Source organism: Ensifer meliloti, from assembly GCF_030064585.1.
Lineage (GTDB): Bacteria > Pseudomonadota > Alphaproteobacteria > Rhizobiales > Rhizobiaceae > Sinorhizobium > Sinorhizobium meliloti.
In genome coordinates this window covers 1,339,057-1,357,861 of the sequence record NZ_CP120365.1, presented here as the reverse complement: position 1 = coordinate 1,357,861, position 18,805 = coordinate 1,339,057, and the positions used below count along the sequence as shown (strand labels likewise).

Below are 18,805 nucleotides of genomic sequence, written 5' to 3'. Positions count from 1 at the left end.
GCGTTAGATCAAACGGTTAGAGCATTTCAGTTTTTCCATGAAACAGTGAAGTGCTCTAGTGGAGTTGAGGTGCCGCTGCGACAGCGAATGCGGCACCCACTCGGGCCAGAGGGGGCTTTCCGGATGCCGCGCCTCGACCGTCACCCGATCAGCATGAACCTGTCCACATCCACCAACCCGCGGTCGGAAATCTTCAAATGCGGGATCACCGGCAGCGGCAGGAAGGCGAGTTGCAGGAAGGGCTCTTCCAGCGTGGCGCCCAGGGCGAAGGCGGCCTGGCGCAGATGGTGCAGGGTGTCTCGCACGCGCTCGTAAGGTTCGAGGCTCATCAGGCCGGCGACGGGCAGGGCGATCTCGCCGGTGACCTTGCCGTCATGGACGACGACGAAGCCGCCTTTGATCTCGCCGAGACGATTGACGGCAAGTGCCATGTCGTCGTCATTGACGCCGACGACGCAGATATTATGGCTGTCATGCCCGACGGTGGACGCGATCGCACCCTTCTTCAGGCCGAAGCCCTGGACGAAGCCATTGGCATGATTGCCGTTGACGCCGTGGCGCTCGATCACGGCAACCTTGATGATGTCCCGGTCGAGATCGACGCCGGTCCGGTTGCCTTCGGCGGGCAGGCGATACCGGCGGTGTTCGGTGATGATCTTGCCGGGCAGGACGCCGAGCACCGAAGTCTCGCCTTCGTTGTAGGGGAGGCCGAAGTCCGCGGCCTTGACTTCGCGTGCCTTGACGCTGTCGAGCCCCACCGGTTCGACCGGCTTGCGCCCGGCGAAGAGTGCATCCGTAACGCGCCGCCCGGCGGAAAGGACGAGTTCGGCCTTGCAGTTTTCCAGGCTGTCGACGATGACGAGGTCGGCGCGCCAGCCAGGTGCTACGAGGCCGCGATCGCGCAGGCCGAAGGCGCGCGCGGCGGAAATCGAAGCGGCGCGATAGATGGCGAGCGGCTCGACGCCGGCGCTTATAGCCGTGCGGATCATGTGGTCGAGATGGCCCTGCTCGGCGATATCGAGCGGATTGCGGTCGTCGGTGCAGAGAGCCAGATAGGGCGACAGCCGCTCGGTGAGGATCGGCATGAGGGCCTGCAGGTCCTTGGACACGGAGCCTTCGCGTACGAGGATGTGCATGCCCTTGCGTATCTTTTCGAGCGCTTCCTCCGCGCTCGTGCATTCGTGATCGGTGCGGATCCCCGCCGCGAGATAGCCGTTCAGTTCCTTGCCGCGGAGCAGAGGAGCATGGCCGTCGATATGCCCGTCCTGGAAAGCATCGAGCTTGGCGAGGCAAACCGGATCCTTGTTGACCACACCCGGGAAGTTCATGAATTCGGCAAGGCCGATTACCTTCGGGTGATGACGGAAGGGCGTGAGGCGCCCGACCGGCAGGTCGGCACCGGACGTCTCCAGGTGGGTCGCCGGCACGCAGGAGGAGAGCTGGACGCGGATGTCCATGACCGTCTCCATCGCCGAATCCAGGAAATACTGGATGCCTTCGGTGCCGAGCACATTGGCGATCTCGTGCGGATCGCAGATAACAGTGGTGATACCGAGCGGCAGCACGCAGCGGTCGAACTCGTGCGGGGTAACGAGCGACGATTCGATGTGGAGGTGCGTGTCGATGAAGCCGGGAACGACGATGCGGCCGGTAACGTCGATCTCCTCGCGGCCCTCATAGTCGCCGCAGGTACCGACGATGCGCTCGCCCGAGATGGCGATGTCGGAGGCGACGAGCTCGCCGGTGACGATATCGAAGAACCGCCCGCCCTTGAGCACGATGTCTGCCGGTTCACGGCCGACGCCCTGATCGATGAGACGCTCCAGCGCTTCGGACATGTGTGCACCTCGCCCTTGATATTGATTCACGACAATAACCCTCTCCCCGGATCCGGGGAAAGGGCTTCGCATCTGGTGAGGAACGCGTCAGATATTGTTCTTCAGCACGTCGCGCAGCTTGTCGAAAAGCTCGTCGATCTGTCGCTTTTCGATGATCAGCGGCGGCGACAATGCAATGATGTCGCCCGTGGTGCGGATCAGGAGGCCTTTCTCATAGGCCTTCAAGAAGGCCGAGAAGGCGCGCTTCGTCGGCTCCCCTGCGATCGGCTCGAGCTCGACCGCGCCGATCAGTCCGATATTGCGGATGTCGATGACATGCGGGCAGTCCTTCAGCGAGTGCAGCGCCTCCTCCCAATAGGGGGCAAGCTCGGCGGCGCGCGTCAGCAGGCCTTCTTCCCTGTAGGTGTCCAGCGTTCCGAGTGCCGCTGCCGAGGCGATCGGAGTGCCCGAATAGGTGTAGCCGTGGAAGAACTCGATAAGGTGTTCCGGCCCGGTCATGAAGGCATCGTGGATTTCCGATGTCACGAAGACCGCGCCCATCGGAATGACGCCGTTGGTAAGCCCCTTGGCCGTGGTGATGATGTCGGGCTTCACGTCGAAATATTGAGCGGCGAAGGGCGTGCCGAGACGGCCATAGCCGGTGATCACTTCGTCGAAGATCAACAGGATGCCGTGCTTGGTGCAGATTTCGCGCAGCTTCTGGAGATAGCCCTTCGGCGGGATGAGAACACCGGTCGAGCCGGCGACGGGCTCGACGATGACTGCTGCGACCGTGGAGGCGTCATGCAGGGTGACGATGCGCTCGAGTTCGGCTGCGAGATCGGCACCGTGCTCGGGCTCGCCGCGGCTAAAGGCGTTCTTGGCCGGCAGGTGCGTGTGTGGAAGGTGGTCGACGCCCGTCAGCAGCGTGCCGAACATCTTGCGGTTGGCGACGATGCCGCCGACCGAGATGCCGCCGAAGTTGACGCCGTGATAGCCGCGTTCGCGGCCGATGAGCCGGAAGCGCGAGCCATTGCCCTTGGCGCGGTGGTAGGCGAGAGCGACCTTCAAGGCGGTATCGACCGACTCCGACCCTGAGTTGGTGTAGAGAACGTGGTTCATGCCCTCGGGCGCGATATCGACCAGCCGATTTGCGAGCTCGAAGGCTTTCGGATGGCCGAGCTGGAAGGCCGGCGCGTAGTCGAGTTCGCCCGCCTGTTCGCGAATCGCCTCGGTGATCTTCGGCCGACAGTGGCCTGCATTGACGCACCAGAGCCCCGCGGTCCCATCGAGAACCGTCCGCCCGTCATGGGTGGTGTAATACATGTCCTTGGCGCCGACGAACAGCCGCGGCTCCTTCTTGAACTGCCGGTTCGCCGTGAAGGGCATCCAGAAGGCGCTGAGATCGTTGGGCGTGGTGTTCAGGCGGTTGGACATGTGTTTCCTCCTCGTCGAGTCCCGGCAATCCGGATTTGCCAGGCCGGATTCTTTACCCGCTGGTCAAACTATCAGCCCGCCGATGGGCGTCAAGCCAGGCGAAACGATCCGCTTTTCACGGCCTGGATCACGGCACTCAGCGTGTCCTTTCGGGTGTGTCCTTCGGTCGGGAGAACATGCCGTTCAAGGGGGCCGAGCGATGAGAGTTGCTGATGAAGCGCTGCGATGGGCACCGGGTCGGTCAACGTGTCCCCGCCGCGCTGCTGGCAGCGCCGGATGGCGACGTCGAGCGGCGGACGCAGAACGACGTAGTGAAGCGGTGCCGTGATTTTCCTGAATGGTTCCAGGAACCACGGTCCGACGATCCCGTCCACAACGACGAAATAGCCGCCATGTGCGTAGGTTGCGGCCACTTTCGTCAGCACATCGACGACGACGGCGTTTTGTTGGTGAGCTTCAGGCAAATAGGGCGGGATCGCCCCGTTCTTGATGAAATGCCAGAAGTCGTCGCAGTGAAGATGGACCTTCGACGATCCGGGCTCTGCCGCGAGCGCCTGCGCTGTCGTTGTCTTTCCGGAGCCGGGTGGCCCGGTGAGAATAAGAATTTCGCTCTCAAGGTTCATGGCTCGATCATGTAGCACGATGCTGCGGGCCAGTCAGCGACAGGACGGGAGAAGACTGCTCACCCGCCAAAAATGAAGCCCCGCGATCGGATCGGCGGGGCTTGAGGAGGCGGTGCTGTTCGGTCGAAGGACGTCTTGGGAGATTACGCCGATTTGCGAACGAGAGGCTTTTCTTCCACGGCATCGGTGTCGTCGCCGTAAATGTCGGATAGTGCGCCCAGAATCTTCAATACGGCGTCGGACGAGCTCGAATAATAGATCGTCTGTGCGTCACGGCGGGTGCTGACCAGATTCTGCGCACGAAGCTTCGAAAGGTGCTGAGAAAGAGCCGATTGGCTCAGCCCGACCTTATGGGCCAGGGCGCCAACCGCCATTTCCTCCTTGACGAGAGAGTCTAGGATGAGCAGGCGTTTCGGATTTGCCATGGCCGAAAGGAAACCGGCTGCTATCTCGGCGTCCTCGTGTTTTTCAGGCGGAAGAGGCTGCATCGTGTGCTCCATGCGAAAATTCATCACACGTAGTTATGATTGATGAAGCACGATAATTAGCCGTGATGCATAAAAGGGCAACCACCCCCTGCAAGAAATGGGGGTAGCTAAGATGCGATTAACGGTAAAGTTTTTTTAGAATTGGCCGTAATTCGGCCGCGTCGGCAAGGGGCGTCTCAAACTCCAGGCGGCGCAGACGGTCGCCGTCCGACAGGTCGAGCCCTGCCGAATCGATGCCGACGATCTTCCAGTCGCCTTCGGGTGCGCGGCAATGAGTGGTTGCATAATATCTCACGGCTTCGGCGTGATCGGCGTTCATGTGCTCGATCGCGCCGCCTTCCATCTCCGCGATCGCGGCCGCGGCCGGTGACGCGATGGCGAGATCCTCAGCTGTCAGCACATAGGCGCGGCCGAAGCCGCCATTGAGGCTTGCCCGCAATGGGTTGAGTCGGAAGAAGCCGAAGTCCGGAAAATCGACATAGAGTTTGGACTTGGGGTGCCGGCGAAGGAATCGTTCGCGAAGACGCAGGTGGAGCGCGCAATCCCGCGGGACGGCCTCCGCCTCGCACTGGACCGTCAGTCGCGGATGGGCGAGCGGGTCGCCTTTGCCCGGCTCGCCGGTCAGCAGCGAAGCACGCCGGTCCGCCGTGAGCGCTTGAGTATGGGTCGAAAGCCGCGACACCAAGATGACCGGCGTTCCGTCGATATCGATGCCCACGAGTACACGGCTGACGAAGGGGAAACCATCGCTCGCCGGCTCTATCGCGGCAAGCGCGCCGCTTCTCGCCGAACGAAGAAGCACCCGGGCAAGCTTGCGTGCTTCCTCGTCCGTCTCGCGCAGCACATTGGGTTTCTCGCTCATGATCGCCTCCTTCCGGCGGGCCGCGTCAACCTTTGTTGCGGTGGCGCGTCAACCCTTCGACGATGTTTTGCGCGTCGATGGTCCCGACGACGGAGCCGTTGTCGACCACACCTATGCTGCCCGGCTGGCGCGACATGGCGTCGAGAATATCGACGAGCGGCGTGGTGGGCCTGGCCGTTGCCGAAACGCCGGTATTGGCGGCGGCTCGCCCGACGCCGGTCTGCATCACATCCTTCGCCGTCAGCATGGTGATCGGGTTCATGTGCTGGACGAAATCGGCCACGTACTGATTTGCCGGCTTCTTCACGATCTCCTGCGGCGTCCCGCACTGGATGATCCTTCCGCCTTCCATGATGGCGATGCGGTTGCCGATGCGGAAGGCCTCGTCGAGATCGTGGCTGACGAAGATGATCGTCTTTTTCAGCCGCCGCTGGAATTCGAGCAGTTCGTCCTGGAGGCGCGTGCGGATCAGCGGGTCGAGAGCCGAGAACGGCTCGTCCATCAGCAGGATCGGGGCGCCGGTGGCAAAGGCTCTTGCGAGGCCGACCCGCTGCTGCATGCCGCCCGAGAGCTCGTTGACCTTGCGGTCCGCCCACTTGGCCAGGTTGACGAGTTCAAGCTGCTCGCCGACTCGCTTTCTTCGTTCGGCATCGGCAACGCCGGCCAGTTCGAGCCCGAACCCGACATTGTCCGCCACCGTTCGCCACGGCAGAAGCGCAAACTGTTGGAACACCATCGAGACCGTATGCATGCGGAAGTCGCGGAGCGACTTGGCGTTGCAGCGATAGGGGTTCAGCGATCCGTTCGCGGTCTTGACCTCGACCTCGCCGCGCACGACCGGCGCGAGGCCGTTGACGGCCCTGAGCAGCGTCGACTTGCCGGAGCCGGACAGACCCATTAGAACGAGGATCTCGCCTTCATTGATGGTCAGCGAAGCGCCGGCCACGCCCAGCACCAGGCCCGTGGCTGCACCGATCTCGTCGCGCGTCTTGCCCTGGTCGACCATCTGCACGGCAAGTTGCGGGTTCTTGCCGAAGATGATGTCGACGTTCTTGAAAACGACGGCGTCGCTCATGCGCCTTCTCCTTCATCGGACGAGCGGAAAAGACGGTCGAGAACGATCGCGAGAATGACGATACAGAGACCGGACTCGAATCCCCTGGCGATGTTTACCGTGTTCAGAGCCCTGAGGACAGGCACGCCGAGTCCGTCGGCACCGACGAGCGCCGCGATCACGACCATCGAGAGCGACAGCATGATGGTCTGGGTCAGGCCCGCCATGATCTGCGGCATGGCGAAGGGCAGTTCGACCTTGCGCAGCACCTGCCAGGGCGTCGCGCCGAAGGATTCGGCGGCCTCGACCAGCGCCGGCGGCGTCGAGATGATGCCGAGCCGCGTCAGCCGGATCGGCGCGGGGATGGCGAAAATGACGGTGGCGATCAGCCCGGGTACCATTCCCAATCCGAAAAGGATCAGCGCCGGAATGAGGTAGACGAAGGTGGGGATCGTCTGCATCAGGTCGAGGATCGGCCGCATGATCGAGTAGATCCAGGCACGGCGCGCGGCAGCTATGCCGAGGGGCACGCCGACGGCCATGCTGACGAAGGTTGCCGCAAGGACCAGCGCCAGCGTCTCCGTAGTCTCCTGCCAATAACCCTGATTCACGATCAGGAGCAGCCCGAGACAGGTGAAGGCGGCAATGCCGAGGGAGCGCCGGAACCACCATGCGAGCGCCGTCACGACGGCGATGATGATAAGCGGGTGCGGCGTCTGGAGGATGTAGAGCAGGACCGAAATGATCGCCGAAAGCACATTGGCGAGCTGGTCGAAGAACAGGTTGAAATTCGTCGTCAGCCAGTCGACGAAAGACTTCGCCCAGGCGCCGATCGGGATGGGGTTTTCAGTCAGGAATTCCACGAAACAGGGTCCCTCTTGCCAGGGTCAACACTCAGGTCGGAAGACCGGTGGAAAAAAGGCGGGGTGTTTCCCCGCCTCACTGCATTTCCCATATCGGAGCCGATTTGAGCATGGAACATGCAGCAATTCAAAATGCTACGCGTGATCTGCCGCCGATCAGAGGCCGAGGGCGGCCTTGACCGCGGCCAGCCCGTCGCCGCCATCCTTGGTCGTGACCCCCGCAAGCCAGGGTTCGATGCTCTGCGGATTGTCCTTCAACCACGCGGCCGCAGCTTTCTCCGGGTCTTCACCGTCGTTGAGGATCTTGCCCATGATCTCGTTCTCCATCTGGAGGGAGAACGAGAGATTCTGGAGAAGCTTGCCGACATTCGGGCATTCGGTCGTGTATCCGGCGCGCACATTGGTGTGCACCGTCGCGCCGCCGTAATTCGGGCCGAATACGTCATCGCCGCCGGAAAGATAGGTGAGCTTGAAATTGGCGTTCATCGGATGCGGTTCCCATCCGAGGAAGACGATCGGGTCGCCGGACTTTTCGGCGCGGGCGACCTGGGCCAGCATCCCCTGCTCGGAGGATTCGACGACTTCGAAGCCCTTGAGATCGAAGGTGCCTTTTTCGACCATGTCGATGATCAGGCGGTTGCCGTCATTGCCCGGTTCGATGCCGTAGATCTTGCCGTCGAGCTCGTCCTTGTGGGCAGCGATATCCTTGAAGTCCTTGATGCCGAGCTCCGCGCCCTTGGCATTGGTCGCAAGCGTGTATTTCGCGCCTGCGAGGTTTTCGCGCACCGTCTCGACGGATTTATCCTCGCGGTAGGGGGCGATATCCGCTTCCATGGTCGGCATCCAGTTGCCGAGGAAGACGTCGATGTCCTTGTTCTTCAGCGATGTGTAGGTAACCGGCACCGACAGCACCTTCACGTCCGTCTCGTAGCCGAGCGCCTCGAGGATGGTCGTCGCGGTCGCCGTCGTCGCTGTGATGTCGGTCCAGCCGACGTCGGAGAAGCGGACGGTTCCGCAGCTTTCCGGCTCGGCTGCAAAAGCGCTTCCGGCGGTCAGGGTTGCCATGCAAACGGCTCTCGCCAGCATGAATTTGAGAGAAAGCGTCCTTATCATCGTCGTCGTTCCCCTGCCTTGTGTTCTTTTTTTAGCCAAACACCAATGAAGCGCGAATTCAAGCGCCCTGGCGTTTAAAGAAGTGTATTGCCTCAGTACATTAACGGGATGCACAAAGCGACGCCTGATGTCGCAATGCCCGCGAAATGCCGGCCCGCCGAACCGATCAGCACTTGCGGGCCAAAGCATGTGCGTCCTTGCCGAAAACTGTGAGTCGCTGCGGGATGCTCTGGTCATCGGACGCGTGCCCCGTCATGTAGCGGGCACGATGTCCGGAGATGGGACCATGTCCAAACTTTATTTCAGCTATGCGACGATGAATGCCGGCAAGAGCACGCTGCTCCTGCAGGCCGCCTACAACTATCAGGAGCGCGGCATGCGCGTCGTGATGCTGATAGCAGCCTTCGACGATCGCGCCGGCCAGGGTCGCATCGCGTCTCGCATCGGGCTGGAATCGGAGGCGATCCCCTTCCGCGCAGAGGATGATCTCTATGGGCTGATCGAGCGCCTGAACGGCGACGGCTCCGGTGAAATCGCCTGCGTCTTCGTGGACGAGGCGCAGTTCCTCGGTGAAGATCAGGTCTGGCAGTTGGCGCGTGTGGCGGATCGCCTCGGCATTCCGGTCATGGCCTATGGCCTGAGGACGGACTTCCAGGGCAAGCTCTTCCCCGGCTCCATGGCCCTGCTCGCTATCGCGGATGAGTTGCGCGAAGTCAGGACCATCTGCCATTGCGGGCGCAAGGCAACGATGGTCGTCCGCCTCGACGGCTGCGGCAAGGTCATGCGGGAGGGCGCGCAGGTGGATGTCGGCGGCAATGAGAAATACGTCTCCTATTGTCGTCGCCATTGGGAAGACCGGATGCGCGAAGGCTGACGCGCAAGCCGACCGGCGGCGATGCGCCGGCCCTGCTGCCCTGCACTCGAAAAAGCGGCCACCGCCCTTGTCGTTCCGTGCTAAACATCCTTTATATAAGTGCAATCAAGGGCTGAAACGGTCCGGCGTGCACTGCTGGCTGGCTTGAGGGGAGAAGGCAATGGCGACGCTGCAGAATTTTGATACGGAGATCGAGAAGACCAGAACCGTCGTCAAGGACATGCGCAGCAAGCTCGAGCAGTCCGGCGTCGTTCTCGAGCAATTCGCCAAGGCGGACACCAAGCTCGGCGACGTCAATTTCGATATCGAGAACGCCCGCATCCAGGACGTCGTCAACCAGCAGAAGGTGATGGAAGCCAACATCGCCGATCTGATCATCGGACTGGAAGACGCGACCAATGTCTTCGGTGCCGAGTTCGAGAGCATGAAGAGCTATACCGGCTACGAGAAGTTCATCGGCATCTTCTCAAGGCAGAAGATGCAGCGCTTGCGCACCGATCGCGTGCGCAACATGTCGCTTGCAGGGAACCTGCAGGAACTGCTTTCGAAATCGGACACCATCGTCGGCATCCTCAAGGACCAGAAGGCGATCCTCGACCAGCGATACAAGACCTCCGAGCAGAGCCTCATCCAGGTGATCGAGCGCCGCAAGGGCACGATGGCGGCGCTGGAACAGACGCAGAAGCGGATCGAAGAGCTCAACCCGCTGCTGCTCGATATCGAGAACAGGATCGCCGCCTCGACAGACCAGAAGACCCGAACCGACCTCGAGGGCGAGCGCTCGCAGCTTGCGACCGAATACAACGAAAAGCAGGCGAAGGAGCAGGAGCTTCTGGCCGAGAGCCAGACGCTCGAGCGCTACACGGCCATGTTCCAGACCTTCGTCGATTCGCTGAACAACCAGATCGCCGCCCAGAACACGCTGATCAACAAGCTGACCATCGACACGGAACAGCGCATCGTTCTCTACAAGGCGCTGGAAGATTCGTTGAAGACGGCTGCGCAGCAGGACGTGGCACACAAGATCAACACGCTCGGCAGCCAGGTGGACACGGCCGCCGAGGAGACCATGGCCGGGATCGGCGCGGCCGCGCAGCGCCACATCGGCGACTTGCTCGAGATGCATGAAAAGAACATGCTTGCGACGCAGGATATCCAGCGGCGCAAGAAACTCGCCGACGACGCCTTCGCGCGCCGCTTCCAGACGGTGATGGACAAGCATAATGCCGCAAATTATGTGAAGCAGTGATCGGCAAGGCGGCAATGACCCGATTTCCGACCGCCTTTCGGCATTTGCCGGGAGAGCTGCCATGAATACCGCCATTTCTCCGGCCGTCAGGCAATATTTCGGCTCCATCCGCGCGGCGCTCGCAGGGCTCGAGCTCTTCCTCGGAGACCGCAATTCGCCGCTTTACCGTGACACAGTCGTCGGCGAGATCATCGTTCCCTATCTTGCCCGGCTGAAAGCCTCGATCGCCTGCTGGGAAAACCGGATCGGTTTCGTCGAACAGTTTCGCATCTCGCGCGCCGAAAGCGGCTTTCCCGTTTTCCAGAACGTGCTGGAACTCGAGAACGACCGGCAGAATGCGGAGAAGCGGCTTGCGAGCATTCCTTCCGCCGATGCGCTGCGCGAGGAGATGGTCGATTTCATCCTGAGGCAGAAGGCGTTCCCCGAGGCGCTTCAGGCGCGCATGGCCGAAAGGCTCTATCTGGAGCAGATCGGCAAGGGGGATATCTTTTCGCCGTTCGTGCTGCCGGAGACGATCCGGGTCGCGGTCAATTCGAAGACGATGCGGCCCTTGTACGTCGTTTCCTGGGGCGCGTTCGACGGCAGCCAGACGCTGCCGATGATCTATATGGCGACGATCGAGGATTCCTCGGAAAATATCGTCGAGATGCTGGTGACCGAGGATGGCAAGCTCAATCCGGACGTCCAGATTCCGCTGCCGGTCGGCGGCCTGCTCAATCCGGAGCTCGCAAGCCGTTTTGACGATTTCGCCTCCAAGAACAGCACCTATTCGCTGACGCCGGTGACGATCGCCACCAATCTCGACAGGGACTTCCCGGAACTGCATCCGAAGCAGCTTCGGCGGATCGTGCTCGGCCCCTTCTATTCGGCGGGCATCACCGAGAACAATGCGAGGATCAACGACATTCTCTCCAGGGTGCGCAAGACCGAGAATGCGTGGCTGCTCACCTGGACGGTGCAGGAAGTCTTCTCGAAGGCGGAGCGGCCGGCGACGCGCGGCTTCTGGTCCTCCACCCAGGCGCAGGAGGAGTTTCACATCGACACCGCCGATCTGGAGGCGGCGCGCATGGGGGTCAGCGCTTACGAGAAGCATGCCCTGGTGCCGCATGACGCGTACCAGGCGCTCTATGCCTCCGGCGAGGCCGCCCAGGTCTTCGGCGATTACAAGGTGCATGTCATATCCGGCAACCAGGTGGTGAGCGAGGTCTGAGCCATGGCATTGAACACGGGGCTGACGACGCTGCATGAGGACGAGATCGCCAGACATCAGGCGGTGGCGCAGAGCCTGGTCACCAAGCTTGCCATTGTCGAGCGGGACGATGGCGCCGCCGCCACACCGCTGGCAGGAACGGGGCGCCGTTTCGTCTCGACGGTCTCGACCGGCGGTCAGCGCCGCAGCCGCGAGGTCGAACTCGCACGCACCATCCAGGCGGTTCGCAGCGCCGATCCGCTCCTGTCGCCGGTGCAGCATTCGGTACTCTATCGCACCCGCCGCGGCATCCAGGTGGCGATGGCGGTTGCCGATGTCTTCGCGCGGCAGACGAGCCTTGAACAATTGCAGGCGCGTAACGCCACCGCGCCGCTGACCGGCGAGGATGCGGCTCATTTCAAAGCGCTGCTCTCTGCTTCGGCCTATATCGCCGCCTTCACGCTTGCCGCCTATCTCGGCGCGACGCTGCAGGGAGAGGGCGAACCGGTGGACGATGCCGCAGAGCCGGATTTCCTTTTCGACACGCCGCAGGATGCGCTGAAAACCATGATCGCCGGTCTCGACCGCAGCATTGCCGGTGCGCCGGACGAGCTCGCGCTGGTCGCACGGGCCCGGGCCTTTTCCCGCATCGCGATCGAGGGGCTGATTGCGCGCAAGGCGCGTTTCACCGGTCTGCAGAATTTCGAGAGCGTGCACATCCGGCTCGACCAGGACGATTTCACGCTCAACGGTTTCGACGTCGCGCCCGGGCAGAAGCGCAAGCCGCTGGTGATGACCTTCAAGAAGCCCGAGGAGATCATCGGCAACCACATCGCCAAGTACCAGGCGCTGAAGCTCGCCAAGATGCTGATGGCCTACGACTTCGACCGGCAGATGAACCCTTTCGTCGAACTCGGCGGTTTTCTGTTCACCTTCATCGGCGACGGCATGCCGGGCACCGGCAAGACGATCCTGATCCAGATGCTCGCCGGCATGCTGCACGAATATTGCGGCATCGCCGGTTATCCCTTCCATTACGAAAATTTCGGCGTCGACCAGATTTCCTCCTATCAGGGCAAATCGGGCCAGAATTGCAAGGAATTCGTCAACAATGTCGTGAACCCGCGGGCGATCGGCTTCGGCACGATCGACGATGTCGACCAGGTGGCGGCAAAGCGCTCCGACGACCGTGCCTCGGCCGGTCAGCACGAGGTGACGGCGGTGCTGATGGAGAGCTTCGCCGGCGCCTCGACGGTGGTGCGCGGCAACTGCACCTTCGGCATGTTCTCCAACTATCCGGAGAATGTCGACGACGCGCTGCGCCAGCGCGCCGGCGCGCGCTGGCTGGTCGACGGGCCGCAGACGGAGGACGACTATATCGACATCTTCGCGCTGCTCGTCGGCAAGAACCACCAGATCCCGCTCGGCGAGCATGATCTCTATGCCGGTCAGGAGATCAAGCGCGCCGTCTCGCAATCCTATGCCGCGCATGCGCGGCCGCAGGAGGAGGGGCTTGCCGCCGTCTGGGAACGCTATCAGAAGGAGAAGGGCAAGATCGCCACGCTCGCCGATGTCGGCGGCTATCTGCACATGATCAAGGAGGCGGAACCCCGCTTCACCGGGCGCGCGATCAGGAACATCACCGATGCCGTCAAGCTGAGGGCCATGGACGTCGAACTGCCCGACGACTGGTTCAAGGACGCCGGCTCGTTCATGCATAGGCCCTACGACGAGAAGAAGGCGATGATCGAGGAACTGCGAGGCCCGATCACCATCGACATGGTGCTGCAGGAAATCAACCGCTATGCCGATAGCGAGTTCCGCTACACCGACAAATCCGACGATGCGGCCGTCGGCGAGATCATCCGCCGCGAGCGCCAGCGCGAGAGGGCGGTCCGAGAGATCGAAACGATGAAGCGCGAGGGCAGGTGGCAGGGATGAAGGTTGTGTTTGCGGCATTTGCCTTAGGATCTGCTCCTCAGTCGGGTCCGCCCCTCACCCTAGCCCTCTCCCCGCGCGCGGGGAGAGGGGACACCGTTGCGGTCTGCCTCAGCTTTCACGGACAAGGTCGAACTCGTCCCCTCTCCCCGCCTGCGGGGAGAGGGTTAGGGTGAGGGGCATACTCGGCTTGAGGCGCAAACCTAGGGTGAGGGGCAAGAGGGCGGACCAAAAGAAATGAGAGGAGCGAACGAACGCAAGACAGAACGCGCGAGAGGTCTGCGGCAAAGCGACAACGATGCAGAAGCGCTCCTTTGGTCGGAGCTGAGAGACCGGCGTCTAAACGGCTTCAAGTTCGTCCGGCAGGTCGCCATCGGTCCTTACTTTGCTGATTTCGCCTGCCGTGATGAGAGGCTGGTCGTCGAGGTCGACGGCAGTCAGCATCAGATCGGCAGCGGCGATGCGAGGCGCGACAAGTTCATGGTCATGAATGGATGGAGTGTGCTCCGCTTCTGGAATACCGACATCTTCAATGACCGCGCCGCGGTACTGGAGACGATCGTGGCGGTGCTCGAGAGGCGGTTGGTGGGGGAAGTGAGGAGTGCGGATTTGACGTTCATTCCGGGGGAGAGGAAGAGATGAGTCCGGTGTTGAACTTGGCGTCTCGGTCTGCCCCTCTCTTCAGCCTTTTGCCCCTCACCCTAACCCTCTCCCCGCGCGCGGGGAGAGGGGACGCCGTTGTGTTCGATCGCACCCGACAACGCGCCCATGGGATCTCGTCCCCTCTCCCCCGCCTGCGGGGAGAGGGTTAGGGTGAGGGGCAAAAGGTGAGGGGCAAACAGGAGGGCAGAACGCTGAGGAGCATGGCCGCATGAAGCGCCTTTTGGAAGCGGAGCTCATCTATGGACGACTGCTCGATATTTCCGAGCCGCATCTCGTCGCGCGCTACAACAAGGCTCTCAAAGGCTTCGGGCTGAAACCGACGGCTCTCCAGCGGTTCAGCATCGACATGACCGGCTTCTCACCCGAAATCGCCGAGGAAATCGGCGACCGCGACTATCTGGATCCGAACCGGGTCAACCGGCGCTTCATCATTTTGACGCCGGCGCAGGCGGAGCTGCCGGTCGTGCACACGAGCTTCTCCAACACTGCGGCACTGATGCACGAATTCTTCAACGCCAATGGCCGCGCGATCAATGCGATCACCATCAAGGATGCGCTCTACGGCGAGATCGAGGATTCGGTCTCGGTCGTCGAGGACATTGACGATCTGCTTTCCATCAACGAAGTCCGCTTCCGGGTGCTTTCGGCCGAGGACATGCTCGGCAAGGCGACCGAACTGCGCGAGCTCGTGGACCGGCTGAAAAAGGTGCCGAACGCCTGGGCGGACGACGCGATGCTCGATCGGATGGTCGAACTCGCCAGGACGACCGGCGACATAAGGCAGAACGTGCTCGTGCCGGACGAACTCGTCTTCCGCCATGAGGCCTTCTGGGCCAATCACTTCGGCGGCGTCTACGTCTTCCTCGACGAGAAGACGACGACTGTCATCTGCGACCCCTCCGTGCCCGGTTTCCGCCGGTCGCGGCCCTGGCAGGTGAGCTACATCGCCATAACCGACCACGCCCGCATCTATGACTTCCTGGCGACGACCAACCGGCTGCAATTGCCGCAGGCATCCTGGGTGCAGGAGTCCGGCCTCTTCCAGCATCGCGCGGACATGGTGATCCGCGGGCTCGTCGACGCCGCCGACCCGAATGCAGACCTGATGAATGTCGACCGGATATGGCTGCAGACCTGGATCCACCGCAATGCGGCGCTCGTGGCGCGCGACGGGATTTACCCCTTCCTTCAGGAAATGGCGCGGGCGATCGCCGCGACGGGCACGGTCAGGATGCAGGACGTCGCCCCGGAGAACCGGTTCCTGCTCGTCCGGGCCGCCCCGCAGCATCCGGATCAATGGCTCGTCAACCGCCTGATCTCCGAACTCGTCCCGCGCGATTTCGTCTCGCGCTTCGTGTTCGACAAGCAAGGCTTCTACAAAGCCTATGAGGGCTACAGCGAAAAGTTCCGCGAATATGTTGTTGCGACACTGACCGGCACATATCTCAAGGACAAGGCCGCCTTCCGTCACAAGCTTTACGGTCTCAAAGAGGAATAAAACATGTTCGATCCGATCGTTGCGTTCTTCCAGCGTGTATTCACGGCGATCGGCCGTGGCATCGGATTGGCGGTGGCGTGGCTTCTCTGGCCGTTCGTCGCGCTCGGCAACTGGTATCGGGGACGAAGCTGGATCATCAAGGGGCCGATCGGCCTGATCCTCCTCTGCCTCGTGCTCTTCTACGCCTACTTTGTCTGGCAGACGCAAGCCTGGACGAATTTCGACCCGGACTATGTCGACCGATACAAGCTCGCCGACCGCAGGACGCCGGCCGGTTCACCCGTCAGCGGTCCGGGGGCAACAACGGGACAGTCAGGCTCCGCAGCTGACGCAAACCAGGCCGCGGCGGTCGCTCCTGCCGGCGCGGACAGTACGACCGAAGCCCTTGCCGTGGCGCAGCTTCCGGCCGGGACGGTCTGCCAGACTTCGGCCATCGTCGACGTGGCGGCCGACCTCATCGACCTCAATGTCAATCAGAATGCCTGGATATCGTCGATGCTCGGCTACAAGCTCGGCTTTTTCGGGATTGACTGGGACGACACGCCCTGGCTCGACAACAAGGCGTCCTTCCAGCGCGGCGTCAACCAGGCGGTGCGCCGCACGTCGGTGGAACTCGTCGATTCGCTTGGGCGCGTCCGTGGCACGTCGGGGGTCAACAACGAGCTCCAGAACGCGCGCGGAAGCATCCAGTTCGACGAGGAAACCTGGTATTTCGGCCTGAACCCCTTCGGCCCCAAAACCCCGACCCCGAGCTTCTACCGCTCGGCTATGCGCGACCTCAGGAAGTTCAACGTCTCGCTCGGCAAGTGCGAAGCGATCTTCGACGGCCGGTCCGACAACATGGTCGAATTCCTCGACCGGGTCGCGAACGATCTCGGCAATACCTCGGCGATCATCCGCGAACGTTCGGAGTTCCACAATGGCGGTTGGTTCGACACGCGGGCGGACGACCGCTTCTGGTTCGCCTTCGGCCAACTCTACGGCTATTACGGCATTCTCTCGGCCGCCGGTGCCGATTTCGAGAATGTCGTCACCCAACGCGGCCTGGCGCCGATCTATACCGAAACGATGAAGCAGCTTCGCGCGGCGCTCAGGATCCAGCCGCTCATCATCTCGAACGGGCGCGAGGACGGCTGGATCATGCCGACGCACCTGGCGACGATGGGCTTCTACATCCTCCGGGTTCGATCGAACCTCGTGGAGATGCGCGATATTCTTGCCCGTTGACGGGCGGCATGTCAGCGTAAGCGATAGGAAACAGAACTTGCGCATTTTCGCGGAGGAGGCGGGATGCGCGAGGCAAACTGGGGGGAAGCCGTGGGAGAGGTAAAGTCCGACATCGAGATCGCGCGCGCCGCGCGCAAGCAGCCGATCATGGAGGTCGGCGCGAAGCTCGGCATTCCGCCGGAGCATCTGCTTCCCTACGGCCATGACAAGGCCAAAGTCAGCGCCGAATTCATCGCGGCGCAAAACGAGAAAAGGAACGGCCGGCTCATTCTGGTGACGGCGATCAACCCGACGCCGGCGGGCGAGGGCAAGACGACGACGACCGTCGGCCTCGGCGACGGCTTGAACCGCATCGGCAAGAAGGCGATCGTCTGCATCCGCGAGGCGTCGCTCGGTCCCTGCTTCGGTATCAAGGGCGGGGCGGCGGGCGGCGGTTACGCCCAGGTGGTGCCGATGGAGGACATCAATCTCCATTTCACCGGCGATTTCCATGCGATCACGTCGGCGCATAATCTGCTCTCCGCCTTGATCGACAACCATATCTATTGGGGCAACGAGCAGGCGATCGACATTCGCCGCATCGCCTGGCGGCGGGTCATGGACATGAACGACCGGGCGCTTCGCCAGATCGTCGGCTCCCTCGGCGGCGTCGCCAACGGCTATCCAAGAGAGACCGGCTTCGACATCACCGTCGCCTCGGAAGTCATGGCGATCCTGTGCCTGGCTATGGACATCAAGGATCTCGAAAAGCGGCTCGGCAACATCATTATCGGGTACCGTCGTGACAAGAGCCCGGTCTTCGCCCGGGACATCAAGGCGGATGGGGCGATGGCGGTACTGCTCAAGGACGCGATGCAGCCGAACCTGGTGCAGACGCTCGAGAACAACCCCGCCTTCGTCCATGGCGGCCCCTTCGCCAATATCGCGCATGGCTGCAATTCGGTCGTGGCCACCACGACGGCGTTGAAGCTTGCCGACTATGTGGTAACCGAGGCCGGCTTCGGTGCCGATCTCGGCGCCGAAAAATTCTTCGACATCAAGTGCCGCAAGGCAGGGCTCACGCCCGATGCCGCCGTAATCGTCGCGACTGTCCGCGCGATCAAGATGAACGGCGGCGTGAAGAGGGAAGACCTCGGGAGAGAGAGCGTCGAGGCGGTCAGGAAGGGGTGCGCCAATCTCGGCCGCCACATCCAGAACGTCAAGAAGTTCGGCGTACCGGTGCTCGTCGCGATCAACCATTTCACCTCCGATACCGAGGCCGAGGTCCGGGCGATCAAGGATTATGTCAGAACGCTCGGTTCCGAAGCGGTTCTGTGCAAGCACTGGGCCGAGGGTTCGGCGGGCATCGAGGAGCTCGCTTACAAGGTCGTGGACCTCGCCAATGCCGGCCATTCGCAATTTTCGCCGCTCTACCCCGACGAGATGCCGCTCTTCCAGAAGATCGAGACGATCGCAAAGGACATCTATCACGCAAGCGAGGTGATTGCCGACAAGCTGGTGCGCGAACAGCTCCGGACCTGGGAAGACCAGGGCTATGGCGATCTGCCGATCTGCATGGCGAAGACCCAATATTCCTTCTCCACCGACCCGAACCTGCGCGGAGCACCGACGGGCCACGCCGTGCCGATACGCGAGGTTCGGCTGGCCGCCGGGGCCGGCTTCATCGTCGTGATAACCGGCGAGATCATGACGATGCCCGGCCTGCCGAAGGTGCCTTCTTCGGAGCGGATTCGGCTGAACGAGCAGGGGTATATAGAAGGTTTGTTCTGAGGTGATTCAGAGCTGGGCTGCTCCTCTCCTCGGGTTTAACCCGAGGACTAGCCCTCTCTCCCAGGCGGGGAGAGGGGACGAAGGCGGCGCCGCTTGTCCCTTCGCCCCGCTTGCGGGGAGAAGGTGCCGGCAGGCGGATG

16 protein-coding genes are annotated in these 18,805 nt (G+C 62.1%); 8 read left to right on the top strand and 8 right to left on the bottom strand.

Annotation, left to right across the window (positions count from 1 at the left end):
• Positions 1–140: 140 nt before the first annotated feature.
• The 8 genes from ade to PZL22_RS13630 all read right to left on the bottom strand — a co-directional run bounded on the left by ade (position 141) and on the right by PZL22_RS13630 (position 8,257).
• Positions 141–1,838, bottom strand: a complete 1,698-nt coding sequence (ade, locus tag PZL22_RS13665; RefSeq protein WP_003535863.1) for an adenine deaminase — start codon at positions 1,836–1,838, stop codon at positions 141–143.
• A gap of 87 nt (positions 1,839–1,925) precedes the next feature.
• Positions 1,926–3,254: an omega-aminotransferase AptA gene (gene aptA / locus PZL22_RS13660; RefSeq protein WP_003535860.1), complete on the bottom strand. Its 1,329-nt coding sequence runs from the start codon at positions 3,252–3,254 to the stop codon at positions 1,926–1,928.
• A gap of 89 nt (positions 3,255–3,343) precedes the next feature.
• Positions 3,344–3,877 carry an ATP-binding protein gene (locus PZL22_RS13655; RefSeq protein WP_003535857.1) on the bottom strand — a complete coding sequence of 178 codons (534 nt, stop codon included), beginning with the start codon at positions 3,875–3,877 and terminating at the stop codon, positions 3,344–3,346.
• A gap of 143 nt (positions 3,878–4,020) precedes the next feature.
• Positions 4,021–4,365, bottom strand: coding sequence for an ArsR/SmtB family transcription factor (locus PZL22_RS13650; protein WP_013844758.1), 345 nt, complete (start codon positions 4,363–4,365; stop codon positions 4,021–4,023).
• Positions 4,366–4,483: 118 nt separating this feature from the next.
• Positions 4,484–5,227, bottom strand: coding sequence for a HugZ family pyridoxamine 5'-phosphate oxidase (locus PZL22_RS13645; protein WP_013844757.1), 744 nt, complete (start codon positions 5,225–5,227; stop codon positions 4,484–4,486).
• Between the two features lie 25 nt (positions 5,228–5,252).
• Positions 5,253–6,302 carry a choline ABC transporter ATP-binding protein gene (gene choV / locus PZL22_RS13640; protein WP_003535853.1) on the bottom strand — a complete coding sequence of 350 codons (1,050 nt, stop codon included), beginning with the start codon at positions 6,300–6,302 and terminating at the stop codon, positions 5,253–5,255.
• A complete protein-coding gene (choW, locus tag PZL22_RS13635; protein WP_003535852.1) occupies positions 6,299–7,144 on the bottom strand; it encodes a choline ABC transporter permease subunit in 846 nt (281 codons plus the stop codon). Before choW ends, choV begins: the two co-directional genes overlap by 4 nt.
• A 156-nt stretch (positions 7,145–7,300) precedes the next feature.
• Positions 7,301–8,257: a choline ABC transporter substrate-binding protein gene (locus PZL22_RS13630; RefSeq protein WP_003535851.1), complete on the bottom strand. Its 957-nt coding sequence runs from the start codon at positions 8,255–8,257 to the stop codon at positions 7,301–7,303.
• A gap of 286 nt (positions 8,258–8,543) precedes the next feature.
• Here PZL22_RS13630 and PZL22_RS13625 point away from each other — a divergent pair, with 286 nt between their 5' ends.
• The 8 genes from PZL22_RS13625 to PZL22_RS13590 all read left to right on the top strand — a co-directional run bounded on the left by PZL22_RS13625 (position 8,544) and on the right by PZL22_RS13590 (position 18,665).
• Positions 8,544–9,131 carry a thymidine kinase gene (locus PZL22_RS13625; protein WP_003535850.1) on the top strand — a complete coding sequence of 196 codons (588 nt, stop codon included), beginning with the start codon at positions 8,544–8,546 and terminating at the stop codon, positions 9,129–9,131.
• A gap of 160 nt (positions 9,132–9,291) precedes the next feature.
• Positions 9,292–10,380: a hypothetical protein gene (locus PZL22_RS13620; RefSeq protein WP_003535848.1), complete on the top strand. Its 1,089-nt coding sequence runs from the start codon at positions 9,292–9,294 to the stop codon at positions 10,378–10,380.
• A 61-nt stretch (positions 10,381–10,441) separates the two neighbouring features.
• Positions 10,442–11,590, top strand: a complete 1,149-nt coding sequence (locus tag PZL22_RS13615) for a hypothetical protein (RefSeq protein WP_003535846.1) — start codon at positions 10,442–10,444, stop codon at positions 11,588–11,590.
• Positions 11,591–11,593: 3 nt separating this feature from the next.
• A complete protein-coding gene (locus tag PZL22_RS13610; protein ID WP_003535844.1) occupies positions 11,594–13,510 on the top strand; it encodes an AAA family ATPase in 1,917 nt (638 codons plus the stop codon).
• A gap of 234 nt (positions 13,511–13,744) precedes the next feature.
• Positions 13,745–14,149, top strand: coding sequence for an endonuclease domain-containing protein (locus PZL22_RS13605; RefSeq protein ID WP_003535842.1), 405 nt, complete (start codon positions 13,745–13,747; stop codon positions 14,147–14,149).
• Between the two features lie 229 nt (positions 14,150–14,378).
• Entirely contained in the window at positions 14,379–15,668 is a 1,290-nt protein-coding gene (locus PZL22_RS13600) for a DUF6638 family protein (RefSeq protein WP_003535841.1), read from the top strand.
• 3 nt (positions 15,669–15,671) lie between these two features.
• Positions 15,672–16,895, top strand: coding sequence for a DUF2333 family protein (locus PZL22_RS13595; protein ID WP_127516866.1), 1,224 nt, complete (start codon positions 15,672–15,674; stop codon positions 16,893–16,895).
• 63 nt (positions 16,896–16,958) lie between these two features.
• Entirely contained in the window at positions 16,959–18,665 is a 1,707-nt protein-coding gene (locus tag PZL22_RS13590) for a formate--tetrahydrofolate ligase (protein WP_013844754.1), read from the top strand.
• Positions 18,666–18,805: the final 140 nt, after the last annotated feature.

Bases quoted from the DNA above. Each gene is read 5' to 3' on its own strand.
- PZL22_RS13620 (WP_003535848.1), top strand. From the start codon at position 9,292: ATGGCGACGCTGCAGAATTTTGATACGGAGATCGAGAAGACCAGAACC.
- PZL22_RS13605 (WP_003535842.1), top strand. From the start codon at position 13,745: ATGAGAGGAGCGAACGAACGCAAGACAGAACGCGCGAGAGGTCTGCGG.
- choV (WP_003535853.1), bottom strand. From the start codon at position 6,302: ATGAGCGACGCCGTCGTTTTCAAGAACGTCGACATCATCTTCGGCAAG.
- PZL22_RS13600 (WP_003535841.1), top strand. From the start codon at position 14,379: ATGAAGCGCCTTTTGGAAGCGGAGCTCATCTATGGACGACTGCTCGAT.
- PZL22_RS13655 (WP_003535857.1), bottom strand. From the start codon at position 3,877: ATGAACCTTGAGAGCGAAATTCTTATTCTCACCGGGCCACCCGGCTCC.
- PZL22_RS13590 (WP_013844754.1), top strand. From the start codon at position 16,959: ATGCGCGAGGCAAACTGGGGGGAAGCCGTGGGAGAGGTAAAGTCCGAC.
- aptA (WP_003535860.1), bottom strand. From the start codon at position 3,254: ATGTCCAACCGCCTGAACACCACGCCCAACGATCTCAGCGCCTTCTGG.
- PZL22_RS13650 (WP_013844758.1), bottom strand. From the start codon at position 4,365: ATGCAGCCTCTTCCGCCTGAAAAACACGAGGACGCCGAGATAGCAGCC.
- PZL22_RS13645 (WP_013844757.1), bottom strand. From the start codon at position 5,227: ATGAGCGAGAAACCCAATGTGCTGCGCGAGACGGACGAGGAAGCACGC.
- ade (WP_003535863.1), bottom strand. From the start codon at position 1,838: ATGTCCGAAGCGCTGGAGCGTCTCATCGATCAGGGCGTCGGCCGTGAA.
- PZL22_RS13630 (WP_003535851.1), bottom strand. From the start codon at position 8,257: ATGATAAGGACGCTTTCTCTCAAATTCATGCTGGCGAGAGCCGTTTGC.
- PZL22_RS13615 (WP_003535846.1), top strand. From the start codon at position 10,442: ATGAATACCGCCATTTCTCCGGCCGTCAGGCAATATTTCGGCTCCATC.
- PZL22_RS13610 (WP_003535844.1), top strand. From the start codon at position 11,594: ATGGCATTGAACACGGGGCTGACGACGCTGCATGAGGACGAGATCGCC.
- PZL22_RS13625 (WP_003535850.1), top strand. From the start codon at position 8,544: ATGTCCAAACTTTATTTCAGCTATGCGACGATGAATGCCGGCAAGAGC.
- PZL22_RS13595 (WP_127516866.1), top strand. From the start codon at position 15,672: ATGTTCGATCCGATCGTTGCGTTCTTCCAGCGTGTATTCACGGCGATC.